This is a genomic window from Streptomyces sp. NEAU-174 (assembly GCF_052665095.1).
This window is the reverse complement of the sequence record NZ_JBQTCE010000013.1, coordinates 344,872-365,261: the sequence shown is the minus strand read 5'-3', so window position 1 is coordinate 365,261 and position 20,390 is coordinate 344,872. Positions and strand designations below refer to the sequence as shown.

Sequence of the window (20,390 nt, the reverse complement as noted above, 5' to 3'; positions counted from 1 at the left end):
CGCCCCGTCGGCGCAGCGGCACCGGTGTGACGTCAGTGGTGCCTGATACCCCCGCCATGCGTGCTCCGTACGGCGGACGCGGGTAATCTCGCCTCCATGGCCTCTCGTACGTCCGGCAAGGGTTCCCAGAGCACGGCGGGCACCTCGAAGAAGCGCGCCGGGCAGTCCGGAGGCGCGGCGAAGAAGGCGGCCGCCAAGAAGGCGCCCGCGAAGAAGGCACCTGCCAAGAAGTCGGCCGCGCCCGCGAAGAAGGCCGCGTCGAAGAAGGCGGCGGCGAAGGCGGCTCCCGCACCCGCCCCGAACCCCACCAGCGGCGTGTTCCGCATCGTGCGCGCCGTGTGGATGGGCATGGCGCGCGGCCTCGCGGCGATGTTCCGCGGCATAGGACGCGGCGCCAAGGGACTCGACCCGGCGCACCGCAAGGACGGCAGCGCCCTGCTGCTGTTCGCCATCGCCCTGATCGTCGCGGCGGGCACCTGGTCCAATCTGGACGGGCCGGTCGGCAGGCTGGTCGAGATGCTGATCACCGGCGCCTTCGGCCGGCTCGACCTGGTGGTGCCGATACTGCTGGGCACCATCGCCGTCCGGCTGATCCTCCACCCGGAGCGGCCGGAGGCCAACGGGCGGATCGTCATCGGGCTCTCGGCGCTCGTCATCGGCGTCCTGGGGCAGGTGCACATCGCCTGCGGCGCCCCGGGGCGCGGCCAGGGCACCGCGGCGATGCAGGACGCGGGCGGTCTGATCGGCTGGGCCGTCTCCCGGCCGCTGATCTACCTGATGGGCGACGTGCTGGCGGTACCGCTGCTGGTGCTGCTGACCGTCTTCGGGCTGCTGGTGGTCACCGCGACGCCGGTCGCCGCCATTCCGCAGCGGCTGCGGCAGCTGGGCGTCCGGCTGGGCCTGGTGCGGGACCACGAGGACGCGTACGCGTCGGAGGCCGGGTACGACGCGGCGGAGTACGCCGACGAATGGCGCGAGACGCCCGGCAGGCGGCCTCGCAGGACCTCGCTCGCCAAAGAGGACCCGGACGGTGCGGGAGGCCCGGAGCGGGCCGAGGAGGAGGCGCTGCGCAAGCGCCGGCGCTCGCGCCGCCCGTCGGCCACCCAACCGCCGCTCGACCGGCCCTTGGACGCGGTGGACGTGGCGGCCGCCGCGGCCGCCTCGCTGGACGGTGCCGTGCTGCACGGTGTGCAGCCCTCGCCGCTCGTCGCCGGGCTCAGCAACGGGCTTTCGGGCGAGCGCGAGGACGGAGCCGCGAGCGGCGGGGTGCCGGGCGCGCGCGATGCCGACAAGGAGTCCGGGAAGGGCGGCGCCAAGGGCAGGGCGGCGGCCGGGAAGCGCGTTACGGACGGAGCCGACGAGGCGGATCCGCAGCAGGTCCCCGATCTCACCCGGGCCGCGGCCGAGTCCGGCGGGCCGCTGCCGCCGCGCGCCGAGCAGCTCCAGCTCTCCGGCGACATCACCTACTCGCTGCCCTCGCTCGACCTGCTGGAGCGCGGCGGCCCCGGCAAGACCCGCAGCGCGGCCAACGACGCGGTCGTGGACTCGCTGACGAAGGTGTTCACGGAGTTCAAGGTGGACGCCGCCGTCACCGGCTTCACCCGCGGCCCGACGGTCACCCGTTACGAGGTGGAACTGGGTCCGGCCGTCAAGGTCGAGCGGATCACCGCGCTCACCAAGAACATCGCCTACGCCGTCGCCAGCCCCGATGTCCGTATCATCAGCCCGATCCCCGGCAAGTCGGCCGTCGGCATCGAAATCCCCAACAGCGACCGCGAGATGGTCAACCTGGGCGATGTGCTGCGCGCGGCGCATTCCGTCGGCGACGACCATCCGATGCTCGTCGGGCTGGGCAAGGACGTCGAGGGCGGCTATGTGGCGGCCAATCTGGCCACCATGCCGCATGTGCTGGTGGCGGGCGCGACCGGCTCCGGCAAGTCGTCCTGTATCAACTGCCTGATCACATCGATCATGGTCCGGGCCACGCCGGACGATGTGCGGATGGTGCTGGTCGACCCCAAGCGAGTGGAGCTGACCGCCTACGAGGGCATTCCGCATCTGATCACACCGATCATCACCAACCCCAAGCGCGCCGCCGAGGCGCTCCAATGGGTCGTGCGGGAGATGGATCTTCGCTACGACGACCTCGCGGCCTTCGGCTTCCGCCATATCGACGACTTCAACGCGGCCGTCCGCAAGGGCAAGGTGAAGGAGCCCGAGGGCAGCGAGCGGGAGCTCAAGCCCTATCCGTATCTGCTGGTGATCGTCGACGAGCTGGCCGATTTGATGATGGTCGCGCCGCGTGATGTCGAGGACTCGATCGTGCGGATCACCCAGCTGGCGCGCGCGGCCGGAATCCACTTGGTGCTGGCCACCCAGCGGCCCTCCGTGGACGTCGTCACCGGTCTGATCAAGGCGAATGTGCCCTCACGACTCGCTTTCGCCACCTCCTCGCTGGCCGACAGCCGCGTCATCCTGGACCAGCCCGGCGCCGAGAAGCTGATCGGCAAGGGCGACGGCCTCTTCCTGCCGATGGGCGCGAACAAGCCGACCCGGATGCAGGGCGCCTATGTCACCGAGTCCGAGGTCGAGGCGGTCGTCGCCCACTGCAAGGAGCAGATGGCACCGGTCTTCCGCGACGACGTGACGGTCGGGACGTCGAAGAAGAAGGAGATCGACGAGGAGATCGGCGATGATCTCGATCTGCTCTGCCAGGCCGCTGAGCTGGTGGTTTCCACTCAGTTCGGCTCGACGTCGATGCTCCAGCGCAAGCTGCGGGTGGGTTTCGCCAAGGCTGGGCGGCTGATGGATCTCATGGAGTCCAGGAACATCGTCGGCCCGAGCGAGGGGTCCAAGGCGCGCGATGTGCTCGTCAAGCCGGATGAATTGGATGGCGTGCTGGACGTGATCCGCGGTAAGGCTCACTCATAAGGGTTTGGCGGGCAACCGTTTCCCCTACCGAAACGTCAAGTTGAGGGAGGTGGCGGAGTGAGACCCCAGAATCGTGATCGAACGGCAATCCCGATGGCGGACAAACTCCGTCCTCCCGCTTGCCCGACCCTTTCGCCCCACCCCTAGACTGAACCTCCAGCAGGTGGCTCACGCTCGAAAGGCGCCCCCGTGTCCATCGGCAACCTTCCCGAAGACGGCAACTCCCCCGAAGACGACCGGCCTTCCATCGGTCGCGCCCTCCAGCAGGCCCGTATCGCCACGGGGCTGACCGTCGACGAGGTCAGTTCCTCGACCAGGGTGCGCACCCCCATCGTGCGGGGCATCGAGCAGGACGATTTCTCGCGCTGCGGCGGCGATGTCTACGCCCGGGGGCACATCCGGGTGCTCGCGCGCGCCGTGGGCCTCGATCCGGAGTCCCTGATCGCGCAGTTCGACGCCGAGCACGGCGGCCGTCCCGCGCCGACCGCGCCGGCGCCGCTGTTCGAGGCCGAGCGGATCCGCCCCGAGCCCCGGCGCCCGAACTGGACGGCCGCGATGGTCGCGGCGATCGTCGCCGTCGTCGGATTCGTGGGCTTCACCCTGTTCCGGGGCGGCGACGGCGACGGCTCGAGCGTCGCCGAGGACCCCGCCTCGCCCAAGCCCAGCGCCTCCGCGCCCACCAACACCGCCACCCCCTCCAAGCCCGCCACCCCGCACAAGCCCGACCCGTCCGACAGCGCCATCGCGGGCGTCCCGGCGGACAAGGTCACCGTCAAGCTGACCGCCGAGGGCGGCCAGAGCTGGATCTCCGCCCAGGACCACAACGGCCGGCTGATCGAGGAGGGCGTGCTGCGCGAGGGGGACTCCAAGACCTTCAGTGACAGCAGGCGCATCGACCTGGTGCTGGGCAACGCCGGGGCGATCAAGCTGTTCGTGAACGGCAAGGAAGTGAAGAACGTGGGCACCAGCGGGGCCGTCCAGCGGCTCAGCTACACCAAGGGAGACCCCGAGGCGGGCTGAGCCGTGCGAAGTCGGCAGCCCTGGCAGCGGGGGCTGTCGTGGGGACAAAGTAGTCTGAGCCCATGCCCGAACGCCGCACCGTCGCCCTTGTCACTCTTGGCTGCGCCCGTAACGAGGTGGACTCGGAGGAGCTCGCAGGCCGCTTGGCGGCGGACGGCTGGGAGCTCGTCGAGGAAGCCGCCGACGCTGACGTCGCCGTCGTCAACACCTGTGGCTTCGTGGAGGCCGCCAAAAAGGACTCGGTCGACGCCCTGCTGGAGGCGAACGATCTGAAGGACCACGGCCGGACCCAGGCCGTGGTGGCCGTCGGCTGCATGGCCGAGCGGTACGGCAAGGAGCTCGCCGAGGCGCTGCCCGAGGCCGACGGGGTGCTCGGCTTCGACGACTACGGCGACATCTCCGACCGCCTCCAGACCATCCTCTCCGGCGGCATCCACGCCTCCCACACCCCGCGCGACCGCCGCAAGCTGCTGCCGATCAGCCCCGCCGAGCGGCAGGACGCCACCTCGGTGGCGCTCCCCGGCCACGCCCAGGACACCGCGCCCGAGGATCTGCCCGAGGGGGTGTCCCCGGCCTCCGGGCCGCGGGCCCCGCTGCGGCGCAGACTGGACAGCAGCCCGGTCGCCTCGGTGAAGCTGGCCTCGGGCTGCGACCGGCGGTGCTCGTTCTGCGCCATCCCGTCCTTCCGCGGCTCCTTCATCTCCCGCCGCCCCTCCGATGTGCTGGGCGAGACCCGCTGGCTGGCCGAGCAGGGGGTGAAGGAGATCATGCTGGTCTCGGAGAACAACACCTCGTACGGCAAGGACCTCGGGGACATCCGGCTGCTGGAGGCGCTGCTGCCGGAGCTGGCCGCGGTGGACGGCATCGAGCGGATCCGGGTCAGCTATCTCCAGCCCGCCGAGATGCGTCCCGGGCTGATCGACGTGCTCACCTCGACCGAGAAGGTCGCGCCGTACTTCGATCTGTCCTTCCAGCACTCGGCGCCCGGGGTGCTGCGCGCCATGCGCCGCTTCGGCGACACCGACCGGTTCCTGGAGCTGCTGGAGACCGTCAGAGGCAAGGCGCCGCAGGCCGGCGCCCGGTCCAACTTCATCGTCGGCTTCCCCGGCGAGACCGAGGAGGACCTGGCCGAGCTGGAGCGTTTCCTCACTGCGGCTCGCCTGGACGCGATCGGCGTCTTCGGGTACTCGGACGAGGACGGCACCGAGGCCGCCGGGTACGAGAACAAGGTCGACCCGGAGGTGGTCGCGGAGCGCCTGGAGCGCGTCTCGCGGCTCGCGGAGGAGCTGACCGCCCAGCGGGCGGAGGAGCGGCTCGGCGAGGTCGTGGAGGTCCTGGTGGAGGAGATCGACGACACCGGGGCGGTCCTGGGCCGCGGCGCCCACCAGGCGCCGGAAACCGATGGCCAGACGCTGCTGCGCACCGACGGGGAGCCGGAGGTGGGCCGTATGGTCGAAGCGAAGGTGATCGCGACGGAGGGAGTGGACCTCGTCGCGGAGCCGCTTGAGCCGCTGGAGCGGCAGGGCGGCGGCGCGTCCACCGGAGAGGCGGACAGATGACGGGTGTCCCGGCCTCCGCCGCGGGAGGTCACCGCCGGCCGGCCGGCGCCACGGTCAGGCCCGCCAGTTTGTGGAACATCGCCAACATCCTGACCATGGTGCGGCTGCTGCTGGTGCCGGGGTTTGTGTTGTTGATGCTGCACAATGGCGGGTACGACCCGGCGTGGCGTTCCTTCGCATGGGCGGCGTTCGCCATCGCCATGATCACCGATCTCTTCGACGGTCAGCTGGCCCGCCGGTACAACCTGGTCACCGACTTCGGGAAGATCGCCGATCCGATCGCGGACAAGGCGATCATGGGTGCGGCGCTGATCTGTCTGTCGGCCCTGTCCGACCTCCCCTGGTGGGTGACGGGAGTGATCCTCTTCCGTGAGATCGGAATCACAGTGATGCGGTTCTGGGTGATCCGGATCGGGGTCATCCCGGCCAGCCGGGGCGGAAAGATGAAGACGCTCGCGCAGGGCACCGCCGTCGGGATGTACATCCTGGCGCTGACCGGACCGCTGGCCTCGCTGCGGTTCTGGGTGATGGCCGTGGCCGTCGTCCTGACCGTGGTCACCGGCCTCGACTACATCCGGCAGGCGATCGTGCTGCGCCGGGCGGGACGGACGACGGAGGAGGCCACGAAGTGAGCGACGGCGGGACGGCGGCCGATGTGCTGGCGCTGCTGGAGCGGCGCGGGCAGACCCTGGCCGCCGCCGAATCGCTCACCGGCGGTCTGGTCGCCGCCGAGCTGACCTCGGTGGACGGCGCCTCCCGCTCCTTCCGGGGCTCGGTGACGGCGTATGCCACCGACCTCAAGCACGAGGTGCTGGGCGTGGACGAGGCCCTGCTGGCCGAGCGCGGCGCGGTCGACGCCGAGGTGGCCCGGCAGATGGCCCGGGGCGTACGGCGTGCGCTGGGCGCGGACTGGGGCGTGGCCACCACCGGTGTGGCGGGTCCCACACCCCAGGACGGCCAGCCCGTGGGCACCGTTCACGTGGCCGTCGCGGGGCCCTCGGACGCGGTGGCCGCGGCGGCGCTGCGGCTCGAAGGAGACCGCGCCGGAATCCGCGGACAGACCGTTCATGCCGCCGTCAAGCTGCTGTTCAGCGAATTGATCGCGACGGCGGGGGCAAAGGATACGGAACAACACGACGAGATTTGATGTTTGCAGCCCTGAGTGAACACGACATCGCTCCCCGCACGGGCACAGCCGGAGGCGGTACGGTGGGGCGTGAAGGATCCGGATCCGAGGTCCGAGGAGGGAGCCAGCGATGATTCTGCTCCGTCGCCTGCTGGGTGACGTGCTGCGCCGGCAGCGCCAGCGCCAGGGCCGTACTCTGCGCGAGGTTTCCTCCTCCGCCCGGGTGTCGCTCGGCTATCTGTCAGAGGTCGAGCGCGGTCAGAAGGAAGCCTCGTCCGAGCTGCTGTCGGCCATCTGCGACGCCCTGGAGGTGCGGATGTCGCAGGTCATGCGCGAGGTCAGCGACGAGCTGTCGCTCGCCGAACTGGCCGAGTCGGCCGCGTCCACCACCGAGAAGGTGCCGGCGCCCATGCGGCCCGTGCTCAACCCCGTGTCCGTGACGTCCGTGACGGGCGTTCCGGAGGAGCGGGTGACCATCAAGACGCCCAAGGAAGCCGTGGACGTGGTAGCGGCCTGAGACCGCCCGCGAAGTCGGCTCTCCGAGGCCCCGACCGGTAGCGATACCGGTCGGGGCCTCGATGTTTGTCCGGCCGGATTCGGGTCACCCCAGAGGGAGAGAGGCAATCAAGAGGGGCCAAACGGTCGAACAGGAGGAAGTGGATGTCTGTGGTGAAGAGCCCGCTGCCGGAGGAGCACCTCAAGATCGTCGCCGACGCGCTGCAAGGCGCCCTCGTCGATCTCGTCGACCTCCACTTGGTGGGCAAGCAGATCCACTGGACCGTCGTGGGCCCGCGCTTCCGCACGGTTCATCTACAGCTCGACGATGTCGTGGCATCGACCAGGGAGCATGCCGACACGGTGGCGGAGCGGGCCTCTGCGCTCGGGGTGCCGCCGGACGGACGGGCCCAGACGGTCGCCGCGACCAGTGGTGTCGAGACGGTCAAGGACGGCTGGATTGATGATGCGCAGGCCGTCCGGACGCTCGTGGACGCCCTCGGAGCGGTGATCGGACGGATGCGGGAGCGCATCAGGGCGACCGACGAGCCGGACCCGGTGACCCAGGACATTCTGATCGAGCTCACTCGTGACCTGGAGAAGCACCACTGGATGTTCCAGGCCGAGAACGGCGGCAAGCGGGGCTAGAACGCGGCCGGTGCGGCTGAGAGGCGGACGTCGGGCCAGGCCGGATGAGGCTGAGGCCGCCTCGCTCCGGCCCCTTGGCCCGCTCTGGGTGCGCCGTGTCGACCGGCTGGGCAAACTGGGGGGAGCACGAGTGTCCGACACGCGCCGACGTGCCTCCTGTGCGCCCTCCCGCCGTGTGCGAACAGGCGTCCAAGCGGCCTCATTGAAGTCCGGTGCGGTTCGGCGCCCCGAAGGAGGCAGTCATGGCAGCCGTCGGAGGGGCGGACACTCGGGGCCTCAGGCCGGTCCGATGGGTGCTCGCGCTCGCTCTGGGCGGCGTCTGGTGGTGGTCCGTAGCGCGGCTGGCGGTGCAGCCGGGGGAGACCGGGCCGGTGGAGGGGGCGTTAGCGGTCGGCGGCTGGGGGCTGAGCCTGCTGCCGGTGCACTGTGGGCCCTCGCCCGGAAGGGGCGGCACTCGCCGCCGGGGAGGCCCTCCGCGTCAGGACGGATCCGGCCCCCGCGGCCCCGTCTGGCAGCTCGGGCACCAGAAGGTCGAGCGCTCCTGACCCGCGCTCCCCTGGTCGGCGGCGCGCACCGGCGTACCGCAGCGCAGACAGGGCCGCCCCGGGCGCCCGTACACCCATAGCCTGCGGTCGCGGCGTGACTCGGCCGTGGTGACCCGGGCGCGCCGGTTCCTGTTGGCCTCCAGGAGCTTCTTGGCCTGGGCCACCAGGCGCTCGGGGGAGGGCACCTCGCCGATCGGCAGCCAGGGCGATACGCGCAGCAGGAAGCACAGCTCGGACTTGTAGACATTGCCGATCCCGGCGAGGTTCCGCTGGTCGAGCAGCGCTTCGCCCAGGGGCCGGGAGGGATCGGCGAGCAGTCGGCGCAGCGCCTCGTCCGGGTCCCAGTCGGGGCCGAGGAGATCGGGGCCGAGATGGCCGACGACCCGGTCCTCGTCGCCGGTGCGGAGCAGTTCCAGGACGGGCACGCGGTAGCCGACGGCGGTGTGGGCGGTGTTGGCGAGGATGGCCCGGATCTGGTGGTGCGGGCCGCCGCGCCAGCGCTCGTCCGGCCCGTACACCTGCCAGGAACCGTCCATCCGCAGATGGGAGTGGAGGGTCAGCCCGCCCTCGACACGGGTCAGCAGATGCTTGCCGCGCGGGACCACCTCGAGCACCTGGCGGCCGGTGAGGTCGGCGGTCGCCAGACGGGGTACGCGCAGGTCGCTGCGGGTGAGCGGGGAACCCGCGAGGGCCTGGTGCAGACGCTGAGCGGTCTGCCAGACGGTGTCTCCTTCGGGCATGCCCTCCATGATGCCGGTGGCCGCGGGCGGGCGGGAGCGCCCGGTGATCAGGGGTGCGGGCGGTGGTTGTTGTTCCGGGGCGCGGGCGGTAGTTGTTGGGCGGGACGGTCGTTGTTGACCGGAGGGACGGCGGTTGATCAAGGGCGCAGGCGGAGGCCCCGTGGAGTCGGGTGGAAGCCCGCCGATTCCAGGAGCTTGCCGATCGGGGACGAGAGCGCCTGGGCGCCGTTGACGCGCTCGACGGTGACGGAGCCGAGCGCCCCCGCGCGGGCGGACTCGGCCAGCGCCTCCACCGCCGTCCACAGCCGGGCGTCGTCCTCGGGGGACGCGGCCTCGGCCTCGCCCGAGGGCCAGGCGAGCAGGGTCTTGCCGCCTCGTTCCATGTAGAGCGTCAGCTCCCCGTCGACGAGCACCACCATCGCTCCCGCCTTACGGCCCGGCCGGTGGCTCGCGTCGGCGGGCGGATCGGGCCAGGGGAGAGCGGCGCCATAGGCGTTGGCGGGGTCGGCCGAGGCGAGCACGAAGGCACGCCGGGACGGCCCGCGCTGTCCGTCGAAGGCGGGGGCCGCCGCGCGGTCGCGGGCCGTGCTGACCGCGCGCAGCCGGTCCACCGCGCCGTCCATCGCGAACTGGGCGGCGCCCAGCCCCTCGATCACATAGCCGCGGCGCGCCTGGCCGGACTCCTCGAACGCGGACAGCACCCGGTAGGCGGCGGAGAAGCCGCCCTCGACCCCCTCGGCGGCGACCGCCCCGCGGGTGACCACGCCGTGCCGGTCGAGCAGGGTGCGTGCCAGGGCGTGGGCGCGGTGGGTGGGCTCGGGCTCGCGCTCCGGCAGCAGGGACCAGCGTCCGGCGACGGTGGGCGGGCCGTTGCGCGACGCCGTCGGTCGGCCGGTGCGGCCTGTAAGGCCGCCATAGCGCCCCCGGGGGACCGTGCGCTTGGCGCGGTGGGCCGTGGAGCCCGCCGTACGGCCCGAGCCCAGCAGGGAGCGCAGCGGGGCGAGGGTGTCACCGGTGACCCGGCCCGCCCAGACCAGGTCCCACAGGGCCTCGGCGAGCTCGGGATCCAGGAACTCGTGCCCGGCGGCGCGGGCCTGCTCGGCGATCTGGCGGAAGAACAGCCCGTACCCCCCGGCCAGGGAGTCGAGGACGGCCTGGTGGAGCGGGCCCGCCTCGAGGGGGTGCGGGGTGTGCAGCAGCAGCGGGGCGGTGTCGGCCAGGTGCAGGGTGACCCAGCCGTCCTTGCCCGGCAGCGCTCCCGCTCCGGCCCAGACGACCTCCCCGGAGGCGCTGAGCTCGTCGAGCATCGTGGGGGTGTAGTCGCTCACCCGGGACGGCAGGACCAGCTTCTCCAGGGCGGAGGCCGGGACCGGCGCGCCTTGGAGCTGCTCGACCGCGCGCACCAGCCCGTCGATACCGCGCAGGCTGTGGGTGCCCAGATGCTGCCACTGCGGGAGGAAGGCGGCGAGCGCCGAGGGTGGCACGGGCTCCAGTTCATGGCGCAGCGCGGCCAGGGAGCGGCGCCGCAGCCGGCGCAGCACGGCGGCGTCGCACCACTCCTGGCCCAGCCCCGACGGGTGGAACTCGCCCTGGACGACGCGGCCGCCCGCGGCCAGTCCGTGCAGGGCGCCCTCGGTGACGGCCGCGCCGAGGCCGAAGCGGGCGGCGGCCTGGGCCGAGGTGAACGGGCCGTGGGTGCGGGCGTAGCGGGCCAGAAGATCGCCGAGGGGGTCCTTGACCGGCTCGGTGAACGCCTCGGGGACGCCGACCGGCAGAGCCGTGCCGAGCGCGTCCCGCAGCCGCCCCGCGTCCTCCACCGCGGCCCAGTGGTCCTCGCCCGCGATCCGGACCCGGATGGCGCGCCGGGCCCCGGCCAGGTCCTCGGCCCACCCGGGCTCGGCACCGCGCTCGGCCAGCTCGGCGGCGGTGAGCGGGCCGAGCACCCGCAGGGCGTCGGCCACGCCCTCGGCGTCCTTGATCCGGCGGTCCTCGGTGAGCCACTGGAGCTCCCGCTCCAGCTCGGCCAGGACGTCGGCGTCGAGCAGCTCGCGCAGCTCGGCCTGGCCCAGGAGCTCGGCCAGCAGCCGCGAGTCCAGGGAGAGGGCGGCGGCGCGGCGCTCGGCGAGCGGGGAGTCGCCCTCGTAGAGGAACTGCGCCACATAGCCGAAGAGCAGCGAGCGGGCGAACGGGGACGGCTCCGGGGTGGTCACCTCCACCAGCCGGACCCGGCGGGCCTCGATGTCGCCCATCAGCTCGGTGAGGCCGGGGACGTCGAAGACGTCCTGGAGGCATTCGCGGACCGCTTCGAGGACGATCGGGAAGGATCCGAACTCGCTGGCCACCTGGAGGAGCTGCGCGGCGCGCTGGCGCTGCTGCCACAGCGGGGTGCGCTTGCCGGGGTCGCGGCGCGGCAGCAGCAGGGCGCGGGCGGCGCATTCGCGGAACCGGGAGGCGAACAGCGCCGAGCCGCCGACCTGGTCGGTGACGATCTGGTTGATCTCGCCCTTGTCGAACGCGACATCGGCCGCGCCCACCGGGGACTGCTCGGTGTCGTACTCCACGCCCTGGCGCGTCGGGTCCGCGTCGAGGAGGTCGAGGCCCATGAGATCGGCGTCGGGCAGCCGCAGCACGATGCCGTCGTCGGCGTGCATGACCTGGGCGTCGATGCCGTACCGCTCGGAGAGGCGGGAGCCAAGGGCGAGCGCCCAGGGGGCGTGGACCTGCGCGCCGAAGGGGGAGTGGACCACCACGCGCCAGTCGCCCAGCTCGTCGCGGAACCGCTCCACCACGATCGTGCGGTCGTCCGGCACATGGCCGCAGGCGCGGCGCTGCTCGTCCAGATACCCGATGACGTTCTCGGCGGCCCAGGCGTCCAGACCGGCGGCCAGCAGCCGCAGCCGGGCGTCCTCCGGCTGGAGCGCGCCCACCTCGCGCAGGAACGCGCCCAGGGCGCGGCCCAGCTCCAGGGGGCGGCCGAGCTGGTCGCCCTTCCAGAAGGGCAGCCGGCCGGGGACGCCGGGGGCGGGGGAGACCAGGACCCGGTCGCGGGTGATGTCCTCGATCCGCCATGAGGTGGTGCCCAGGGTGAACACATCGCCCACCCGCGACTCGTAGACCATCTCCTCGTCGAGCTCGCCGACCCTGCCGCCGCCCTTCTTGGGGTCGGCGCCCGCCAGGAAGACGCCGAAGAGCCCGCGGTCGGGGATGGTGCCGCCGGAGGTCACCGCGAGCCGCTGCGCCCCCGGGCGGCCGGTGACCGTATGGGCGACGCGGTCCCACACCAGGCGCGGCCGCAGCTCCGCGAAGGCGTCGGAGGGATAGCGGCCCGCGAGCATGTCGAGGACCGAGGTGTACGCCGACTCCGGGAGCGAGGCGAACGGCGCGGCGCGGCGGATCAGGGCCAGCAGCTCGTCCACGTCCCAGGTGTCCATGGCGGTCATGGCGATCAGCTGCTGGGCGAGCACGTCCAGCGGGTTGGCGGGCACCCGCAGCGACTCGATGGCCCCCTCGCGCATCCGCTCGGTGACCACCGCGGCCTGCACCAGATCGCCGCGGTACTTGGGGAAGACGACGCCGGTGGAGACCGCGCCCACCTGGTGGCCGGCCCGGCCCACCCGCTGGAGACCGGAGGCCACCGAGGGCGGTGACTCGACCTGGACGACCAGGTCGACCGCGCCCATGTCGATGCCGAGCTCGAGGCTGGAGGTGGCGACGACGGCGGGCAGCCGGCCCGCCTTGAGGTCCTCCTCGACCAGCGCCCGCTGCTCCTTGGACACCGAGCCGTGGTGCGCGCGGGCCAGCAGCGCGGGCGCGCCCCGGGCCGCACCGGCCTCGGCCATCACCTCGGCGGGGGAGTGGTCCTCGGGCAGGGCCTCGCCGGTGGCCCGCTCGTAGGCGATCTCGTTCAGCCGGTTGCACAGCCGCTCGGCCAGCCGGCGGGAGTTGGCGAAGACGATGGTGGAGCGGTGGGCCTGGACCAGATCGGTGATCCGCTCCTCCACATGGGGCCAGATCGACGGCCGCTCGCCCGCCTCGCCCTCCTGGGCGGGGGCGCCGCCCAGCTCGCCCAGATCCTCCACCGGCACGACCACCGACAGATCGAACTCCTTGCCCGAGGGCGGCTGGACGATCTCCACCTTGCGCCGAGGCGACAGGAACCGCGCCACCTCGTCCACCGGCCGCACGGTCGCGGACAGGCCGATGCGCCGGGCGGGGCGCTCGAGCAGCTCGTCGAGGCGCTCCAGGGACAGCGCGAGATGGGCCCCCCGTTTGGTGCCCGCGACGGCGTGGACCTCGTCCAGGATCACGGTCTCCACCCCGCGCAGCGCCTCCCGGGTGGCGGAGGTGAGCATCAGGAACAGCGACTCGGGGGTGGTGATGAGGATGTCCGGCGGGCGGGTGGCCAGGGCGCGGCGCTCGGCGGCCGGGGTGTCGCCCGAGCGGGTGCCCACCCGGATCTCCGGCTCGGGCATGCCCAGCCGCACCGCCTCCTGGCGGATACCGGTCAGCGGGCTGCGCAGATTGCGCTCGACGTCCACCGCCAGGGCCTTCAGCGGGGAGACATAGAGCACTCGGCAGCGCTTCTTCGCCTCGGCGGGCGGCGGCTCACCGGCCAGCCTGTCCAGGGCCGCCAGGAAGGCGGCCAGGGTCTTGCCCGAGCCGGTGGGGGCGACGACCAGGACGTCCGAGCCCGCGCCGATCGCCCGCCACGCGCCCTCCTGCGCGGGCGTGGGCGCGGTGAAGGCACCCGTGAACCATCCGCGGGTGGCCGGGGAGAAACCGTCGAGCGCCGAGCCTGCCATGCCCTCCATCGTGCACCGCACCTCTGACAATGGACGGAGCCGCAGGTCAGAGGGGGCCCGGGCGGGGCGCACAATGGTGCCATGGCGAACCGGGAGAGCGCGCGGCACTGGCGGTACCCCCAGCTTCCGGGCGTCGATCTGCTGCGCGCCCGCTACATCCACAAGACCTTCGTCTGGCACACCCACGAGACCTTCGTGATCGCCGCGATCACCGAGGGCGTCGAGGAGTTCCACCACCGCGGCGCCATCGAGCGCACCGGGCCCGGCGGGCTCGCGCTCATCAACCCCGAGGTGCCGCACACCGGACGGGCCGGGGCGCCCGAGGGGTGGGCGTACAGCGTGCTGTACCCGGCCACGGACCTGGTCGCCGGTATCGCCGCCGAGACGACCACGCTCCGGGGCACGGCCGGGTTCCGGGTCCCCAGCGTCGACGATCCCCAGGGAGCGCGGCTGGTCACCGCGGTGCACCGGGCCGCCGAGGAGGGCAACGCGCTCGCCGCCGACAGTCTGCTGCGCATCGCGCTCGCCCGGCTGCTGCGCGACCACGGCGGCCCGCTCCCCGAGCGCACGGCGCGCACCGCGGGTGCGCGTACCGCGGCGCGCGCCCGCGCGATCCTCGAGGAGCGGATGGCCGACCCGCCGTCCCTGGAACGGCTGGCGGCCGAACTGGGCACTGGTCCCTTCGCCCTCCTGCGCGCCTTCCGCGCGGTCTACGGGATGCCGCCGCACACCTGGCTCACCGACGCGCGGGTCCGCCGGGCCCGGCGGCTGCTGGACGCCGGGAGCGCGCCCGCCGAGGTGGCCGTCGCCGTCGGCTTCACCGACCAGTCCCATCTGAACCGTCACTTCACCCGGATCGTGGGGGTGCCACCGGGCGCCTACCGGCGCGAGCGCGCAAGAACGTACAAGACCGGAGTCGAAGCGCTCTCCTAATGTGCGCGCTGTGTCAGAACAGATAGAGATACAAACCGATCCCGCCGCGCCCCCGGCGGACTCGGCCGTCGTCCGTGACGCCCTGGGCGTCGGTGTGGCGGTGGGGCTCTCCGGCTTCGCCTTCGGGGTGACCTCGGCGGGCGCCGGGCTCGGCCTGCTCCAGACCTGCGCCCTCAGCCTGCTGGTCTTCACCGGGGCGTCGCAGTTCGCCCTCGTGGGCGCGCTGGCGGCGGGCGGCAATCCGTTCACCGCCGCCGCCGGGGCGTTCTTCCTCGGGGTGCGCAACGCCTTCTACGGGCTGCGGCTGTCCGGGCTCCTCGGGCTGCCGCGCGCGGTGCGCCCCCTGGCGGCCCAATGGGTCATCGACGAGACCTCGGCCGTCGCCCTGGCCCAGCCCGACCGGCGCACCGCGCGCCTGGGCTTCACCGTCACCGGGCTGACGCTGTACGCCCTGTGGAACCTCACCACGCTGATCGGCGCCCTGGGGGCGTCCGCGCTCGGCGACACCGACGCCTGGGGCCTGGACGCCGCCGGGCCCGCCGTCTTCCTCGCCCTGCTGGCCCCCATGCTCAGCGGCACCGTCGAACGGGCCGTGGCCGGTCTCGGCGTCCTGCTGGTGCTCCTGTGCCAGCCGGTGCTGCCCGCCGGGGTCCCGGTCCTGGTGGCGGCGCTCGCCGCTCCCGTCGTCCTTACGGTGCACGGGCGCATGGCGCGCGGCGCGGAGCGGGGTGAGCGCCGATGACCATCTGGATCGCCATCGGCGTCACCGCCGCGGGCTGCTACCTGGTCAAGCTGCTGGGCCTCTCGGTGCCCGCCGGGGTCCTGGAGCGCCCGCTGGTCAGACGTCTGGCCGCACTGCTGCCCGTGGCCCTGCTGGCCGCGCTCACCGCCCAGCAGACCTTCAGCGACGGCCGGCACCTCCTCCTGGACGCGAGGGCGGCCGGGCTGGGGGCGGCGGCGCTCGCGCTGGTACTCCGCGCCCCCTTCCTGGTGGTGGTCGCCGTGGCCGTCGCCGTCACGGCCGGCGTCCGGGCCCTGTGACCGCCCCGGACGCCCGTACTCAGATCCGCCGCCCGTAGGCCCGCAGCGTCAGCAGCGCCTCGATGGTCGCCACCGAACGCCACTCCAGCGTGGCCCCCGGCGTCCAGGCACGCCGGTGCGGCGGCCAGCCGCCGTCCTCCTGCTGGGCGGCCACGAGCGCGTCCAGGGACCGCTCCACCTCGGCGTCGGTGAACCACCGGCGCGCCGGCGAGCCGGGCGTACGAGCGATGTCGTGCACCTGGAGGGGCTCACCGGGCCCCGGCGGCAGGGGGCGGTCCTCGACGGACCCGGGGACGGGACGGTCCTCGGCGGGCCCGGGCACCGGGGACGGCACGATCAGCCGCTCCTCCCGCACCCGGCGGCCGAGCCGCTCGGCCGCCGCCTCGGCGCGGGCCCGGTCCGGCGCCCCGTCGAGGAAGGCGACGGCCGCGGCGACCTCGTACGGACGCAGCGCCGCGCCGCCCTCCGCGAGGGCGGCGACCGCCGCCCAGCAGAAGTCCGTGGCCCGGAAGAGCCACGCATGCCACACCTCGTTGCGGTGCAGCAGCCCCACTACCGGCCCGGTGGTCAGCAGATCACCGCGCGGATCATCCGCCGACGGGACCCAGGGGGCCGCCGGATAGCCGTGCGGAGAGGGGTGACAGACGGGCAGCGCGCCGTCCGGGGTCGACACGGACGTCAGATAGCGGCACAGGCGCTCCACCCGCTGCCCGCCGCACCGGCCGATCCCGTCGAGCACCCGTAAGGCGTGCACGGCATGCGGCGGCTGGCTCACCGGGCCGCGCAGATCCGGATCCAGCGCATGGCCGTAGCCCCCGTCGGTCCCCAGGTACGCGGTCAGCGCGGTCTCGACGGCCTCGGCGCCGCCGCCCAGGAAGTGATACGCGAATCTGCGCTGCTCCAGCACGCGGGCGGACAGCCAGACGAACCGCTCGGCGCGGGCGAGCGCGGAGGACCCGGCCGGCCGGGGCGGCTCGGCGGGCCCGGGCGTGGGCAAGGAGGGTGATGACGGCGAGGAGGGGAGGCTTGCGGATCGATCCATGGACAGACCGTAGGCCGCGAGACACGATCCGTAGGGGGCTCACGCACCGGTGCACCCCGGGAGCGCGATACTGGTCACATGCGGTTGACGGACTTCTGGCAGCGAATGGCGAACCACTTCGGCGAGGCGTACGCCGACTCCTTCGCGCGCGATCATGTGATGTCGCAACTCGGCGGCCGGACGGTGCACGAGGCGCTGCGGGACGGCTGGGAGGCCAAGGACGTCTGGCGCGGGGTCTGCGCCGCGATGGAGATCCCCGAGAGCAGGCGCTGAGCGGCCCCGGGCACTCCGGACCCATCAGCTTCCCGGGGTGGCCGGATTTCTACGACCGGTGTACGCCACACTTGCTCCGTGGCCCCGACCGAAGAGACCCTCTCCTCCGACGCCGACGACAACCCGAGCGCCGCTCGGGCCTCCTCGGAATCCCCGCAATGCGCCGCGCGCATGCCGCGCTGGCTGCCGCGCGCCATGGTCCTCGCACTCGCGCTGGTGGCCTGTTACCGCCTTGCGACCTGGGCCTTCGACCAGCTGACCGGGCTGTTGCTGAACATCCTGATCGCGTTCTTCCTGGCGCTCGCGATCGAACCGGCCGTGGACCGGATGGCCGCCCGCGGCATGCGCCGCGGGCTGGCCACCGGGCTGGTCTTTCTCGCCATCCTCGTCGGCACCGCTGGCTTCTTCACCCTGCTCGGCTCGATGCTCGCCGATCAGATCATCACCATGGTCCAGGACTTCCCGAAGTACCTCGACGACGTGGTCAGCTGGATCAACGACACATTCCATACGCATCTGTCGCGTCTGGAGATCCAGGACAGCCTGCTGCACTCCGACTGGCTCCAGAGCTACGTCAAGAACAGCGCCGACAATGTGCTGGACGTCTCCGCACAGGTGCTCGGCGGGTTGTTCAAGACGCTGACGGTGACCCTGTTCGCCTTCTACTTCGCCGCCGACGGCCCCCGGCTGCGCCGCGCCCTGTGCTCGGTGCTGCCGCCGACCCGGCAGGTCGAGGTGTTGCGCGCCTGGGAGATCGCGGTCGCCAAGACCGGCGGCTACATCTACTCCCGCGGGCTGATGGCCCTGATCTCCGGCGTCGCCCACTACATCCTGCTGGAGGCCCTGGGCGTGCCCTACGCCCCGGCGCTCGCCGTCTGGGTGGGGCTGATCTCGCAGTTCATCCCGACCATCGGCACCTACCTGGCCGGGGCCCTGCCGATGCTGATCGCGTTCACCATCGAGCCCTGGTACGCGCTGTGGGTCCTGATCTTCGTCGTGATCTACCAGCAGTTCGAGAACTATCTGCTCCAGCCGAGGATCACCGCCAGGACGGTGGACATCCACCCGGCCGTGTCCTTCGGATCGGTGATCGCGGGCACCGCGCTGCTGGGCGCGGTGGGCGCGCTGATCGCGATTCCGGCGACCGCGACGCTTCAGGCGTTCCTCGGCGCGTACATCAAGCGCTATGACGTGACCGACGATCTGCGGGTGCACGGGCGCACGCGGCGGCGCGGAGGCTCGGCCCTCGCGCGGATGCGCGCCGCGCTGGCGCGGCGTAGTTGACACAAAAATCGAACATCCATTCTCATGGAGGGCTCCGGCAGTTATCCACAGGCCGAGGACGTCAGGGCCGCTTGTCAGTGGCAGGCGCTAGCGTCATGGACGTGAAGCGATCGACTCAAGCAAACCGGGTGGGACCCATGGCAGGAACCGACCGCGAGAAGGCCCTCGACGCCGCGCTCGCACAGATTGAACGGCAATTCGGCAAGGGCGCCGTGATGCGCATGGGCGACCGGCCGAACGACCCCATTGAGGTCATCTCCACCGGGTCGACCGCGCTCGACGTCGCCCTCGGCGTGGGCGGCCTGCCGCGCGGCCGCGTGGTGGAGGTCTACGGCCCGGAGTCCTCGGGTAAGACGACCCTGACCCTGCACGCGGTGGCCAACGCCCAGCGGGCGGGCGGCACGGTCGCCTTCGTGGACGCGGAGCACGCCCTCGACCCGGACTACGCGCAGAAGCTCGGCGTGGACACCGACTCGCTGATCCTGTCCCAGCCGGACAACGGCGAGCAGGCGCTCGAGATCGTGGACATGCTGGTCCGCTCCGGCGCTCTCGACCTCATCGTCATCGACTCCGTCGCCGCCCTGGTGCCGCGCGCGGAGATCGAGGGTGAGATGGGCGACTCCCACGTCGGTCTCCAGGCCCGGCTGATGAGCCAGGCGCTCCGCAAGATCACCAGTGCGCTGAACCAGTCCAAGACCACCGCGATCTTCATCAACCAGCTGCGCGAGAAGATCGGCGTCATGTTCGGCTCCCCGGAGACGACGACCGGTGGCCGGGCGCTGAAGTTCTACGCCTCGGTCCGCATCGACATCCGGCGCATCGAGACCCTCAAGGACGGCACCGACGCGGTCGGCAACCGCACCCGCTGCAAGGTCGTCAAGAACAAGGTCGCGCCGCCCTTCAAGCAGGCCGAGTTCGACATCCTCTACGGCCAGGGCATCAGCCGCGAGGGCGGTCTGATCGACATGGGCGTCGAGCACGGCTTCGTCCGCAAGTCCGGTGCCTGGTACACCTACGAGGGGGACCAGCTCGGCCAGGGCAAGGAGAACGCCCGCAACTTCCTGAAGGACAACCCCGATCTCGCCAATGAGATCGAGAAGAAGATCAAGGAAAAGCTCGGCATCGGGGTGAAGCCCCAGGACCCGGCCGCCGCGGAGCCCACCGCGGACGCGGCGGGTGCCACGGGCGTGGCCGCCGCCGCACCGGCGAAGGCCGTGGCCGCCCCGGCGGCCAAGTCCGGGGCGAAGGCGGCCAAGGCCGCCGCGGCCAAGAGCTGACCCATGACACGGCGGACCGAATGGCCGGACGGCCCAGGCCGTCCGGAGCGCCCGGACCGTCCGGACAGCGGCGCCCCCTCCTTGTCGAGGGCCGAGCAGGGGCCGCCGCCGGGCCCGGAGGAGCAGGCGCGGGCGATCTGCCTGCGCCTGCTCACCGGGACCCCGCGCACCCGTAAGCAGCTCGCGGACGCGCTGCGCACCCGGGGCATCCCCGATGACGCCGCGCAGGAGGTGCTGTCCCGGTTCGAGGACGTCGGGCTGATCGACGACGCGGCGTTCGCGGAGGCGTGGGTGGAGTCCCGGCACCACGGCCGGGGGCTCGCCCGGCGGGCGCTCGCCCGGGAGCTGCGCACCAAGGGCGTGGACTCCGCCCTGATCGACGACGCCGTGGGGCAGCTCGACGCCGATCAGGAGGAGCGGACGGCGCGCGAGCTGGTCGAGCGCAAGCTGAGGGCCACCCGTGGCCTGGACCGGGAGAAGCGGATACGCCGTCTCGCCGGGATGCTGGCCCGCAAGGGCTATTCGGAGGGGCTGGCGCTGCGGGTGGTGCGGCGTGCGTTGGAGGAGGAGGGCGAGGACCCGGAGCTGCTGGAGCATCACCTTCCCGACCTCTGAGCGGCCCGGTGGCTCTTGAGGGGCCCGTGGCTCGGTCTCGGGGCTGAGGGCGGGGTGAC

17 protein-coding genes are annotated in these 20,390 nt (G+C 72.5%); 14 read left to right on the top strand and 3 right to left on the bottom strand.

The features are described from left to right. The first annotated feature begins 96 nt into the window (after window positions 1-96). The 7 genes from ACT2CW_RS34105 (at window position 97) to ACT2CW_RS34075 (ending at window position 7,779) form a co-directional block, all read left to right on the top strand. The gene (locus ACT2CW_RS34105) at window positions 97-2,931 is read left to right on the top strand and encodes a DNA translocase FtsK (RefSeq protein ID WP_445519375.1); all 2,835 of its coding nucleotides are present in this window, start codon (window positions 97-99) and stop codon (window positions 2,929-2,931) included. 189 nt (window positions 2,932-3,120) lie between these two features. Further along, complete coding sequence (locus ACT2CW_RS34100; RefSeq protein ID WP_138917219.1) at window positions 3,121-3,951, top strand: helix-turn-helix domain-containing protein; 831 nt, start codon at window positions 3,121-3,123, stop codon at window positions 3,949-3,951. 62 nt (window positions 3,952-4,013) lie between these two features. Beyond that, the gene (rimO, locus tag ACT2CW_RS34095; protein WP_445519374.1) at window positions 4,014-5,510 is read left to right on the top strand and encodes a 30S ribosomal protein S12 methylthiotransferase RimO; all 1,497 of its coding nucleotides are present in this window, start codon (window positions 4,014-4,016) and stop codon (window positions 5,508-5,510) included. Further along, the gene (gene pgsA, locus ACT2CW_RS34090) at window positions 5,507-6,142 is read left to right on the top strand and encodes a CDP-diacylglycerol--glycerol-3-phosphate 3-phosphatidyltransferase (RefSeq protein ID WP_182471376.1); all 636 of its coding nucleotides are present in this window, start codon (window positions 5,507-5,509) and stop codon (window positions 6,140-6,142) included. Before rimO ends, pgsA begins: the two co-directional genes overlap by 4 nt. Continuing rightward, window positions 6,139-6,657 carry a CinA family protein gene (locus ACT2CW_RS34085; protein ID WP_037958145.1) on the top strand — a complete coding sequence of 173 codons (519 nt, stop codon included), beginning with the start codon at window positions 6,139-6,141 and terminating at the stop codon, window positions 6,655-6,657. The genes pgsA and ACT2CW_RS34085 overlap by 4 nt, the downstream gene beginning before the upstream one ends. Window positions 6,658-6,766: 109 nt before the next feature. Then, window positions 6,767-7,153 (top strand): helix-turn-helix domain-containing protein, encoded by a 387-nt coding sequence (locus ACT2CW_RS34080; RefSeq protein ID WP_020868033.1) that lies wholly within the window; start codon window positions 6,767-6,769, stop codon window positions 7,151-7,153. Window positions 7,154-7,296: 143 nt separating this feature from the next. Then, complete coding sequence (locus ACT2CW_RS34075) at window positions 7,297-7,779, top strand: Dps family protein (protein ID WP_182471378.1); 483 nt, start codon at window positions 7,297-7,299, stop codon at window positions 7,777-7,779. A 478-nt stretch (window positions 7,780-8,257) separates the two neighbouring features. On the opposite strand, the gene ACT2CW_RS34070 is transcribed toward ACT2CW_RS34075, so the two are convergent. Further along, a complete protein-coding gene (locus ACT2CW_RS34070; RefSeq protein ID WP_445519373.1) occupies window positions 8,258-9,064 on the bottom strand; it encodes an Fpg/Nei family DNA glycosylase in 807 nt (268 codons plus the stop codon). A gap of 137 nt (window positions 9,065-9,201) precedes the next feature. Next, window positions 9,202-13,866 (bottom strand): ATP-dependent helicase, encoded by a 4,665-nt coding sequence (locus ACT2CW_RS34065; RefSeq protein ID WP_445519372.1) that lies wholly within the window; start codon window positions 13,864-13,866, stop codon window positions 9,202-9,204. A gap of 81 nt (window positions 13,867-13,947) precedes the next feature. On the opposite strand from ACT2CW_RS34065, the gene ACT2CW_RS34060 reads away from it, so the two are divergent. From ACT2CW_RS34060 to ACT2CW_RS34050, 3 genes are read left to right on the top strand one after another with little or no spacing between them, the layout of a single operon-like run. Next, window positions 13,948-14,799, top strand: coding sequence for an AraC family transcriptional regulator (locus tag ACT2CW_RS34060; RefSeq protein ID WP_445519371.1), 852 nt, complete (start codon window positions 13,948-13,950; stop codon window positions 14,797-14,799). 1 nt (window position 14,800) lies between these two features. Then, complete coding sequence (locus tag ACT2CW_RS34055; protein ID WP_445519370.1) at window positions 14,801-15,541, top strand: AzlC family ABC transporter permease; 741 nt, start codon at window positions 14,801-14,803, stop codon at window positions 15,539-15,541. After that, entirely contained in the window at window positions 15,538-15,840 is a 303-nt protein-coding gene (locus ACT2CW_RS34050; RefSeq protein WP_445519369.1) for an AzlD domain-containing protein, read from the top strand. Before ACT2CW_RS34055 ends, ACT2CW_RS34050 begins: the two co-directional genes overlap by 4 nt. A 19-nt stretch (window positions 15,841-15,859) precedes the next feature. On the opposite strand, the gene ACT2CW_RS34045 is transcribed toward ACT2CW_RS34050, so the two are convergent. Then, a complete protein-coding gene (locus ACT2CW_RS34045) occupies window positions 15,860-16,882 on the bottom strand; it encodes a hypothetical protein (protein ID WP_445519368.1) in 1,023 nt (340 codons plus the stop codon). 78 nt (window positions 16,883-16,960) lie between these two features. Here ACT2CW_RS34045 and ACT2CW_RS34040 point away from each other — a divergent pair, with 78 nt between their 5' ends. The 4 genes from ACT2CW_RS34040 (at window position 16,961) to recX (ending at window position 20,331) form a co-directional block, all read left to right on the top strand. Next, window positions 16,961-17,155, top strand: a complete 195-nt coding sequence (locus ACT2CW_RS34040; RefSeq protein ID WP_020868025.1) for a DUF3046 domain-containing protein — start codon at window positions 16,961-16,963, stop codon at window positions 17,153-17,155. A gap of 78 nt (window positions 17,156-17,233) precedes the next feature. Next, on the top strand, window positions 17,234-18,439 hold the full coding sequence (locus tag ACT2CW_RS34035; RefSeq protein ID WP_445519367.1) for an AI-2E family transporter: 1,206 nt from the start codon (window positions 17,234-17,236) through the stop codon (window positions 18,437-18,439). A gap of 137 nt (window positions 18,440-18,576) precedes the next feature. Continuing rightward, the gene (recA, locus tag ACT2CW_RS34030; RefSeq protein WP_445519366.1) at window positions 18,577-19,716 is read left to right on the top strand and encodes a recombinase RecA; all 1,140 of its coding nucleotides are present in this window, start codon (window positions 18,577-18,579) and stop codon (window positions 19,714-19,716) included. A gap of 3 nt (window positions 19,717-19,719) precedes the next feature. Further along, window positions 19,720-20,331, top strand: coding sequence for a recombination regulator RecX (recX, locus tag ACT2CW_RS34025; protein WP_037958163.1), 612 nt, complete (start codon window positions 19,720-19,722; stop codon window positions 20,329-20,331). Window positions 20,332-20,390 lie beyond the last annotated feature (59 nt).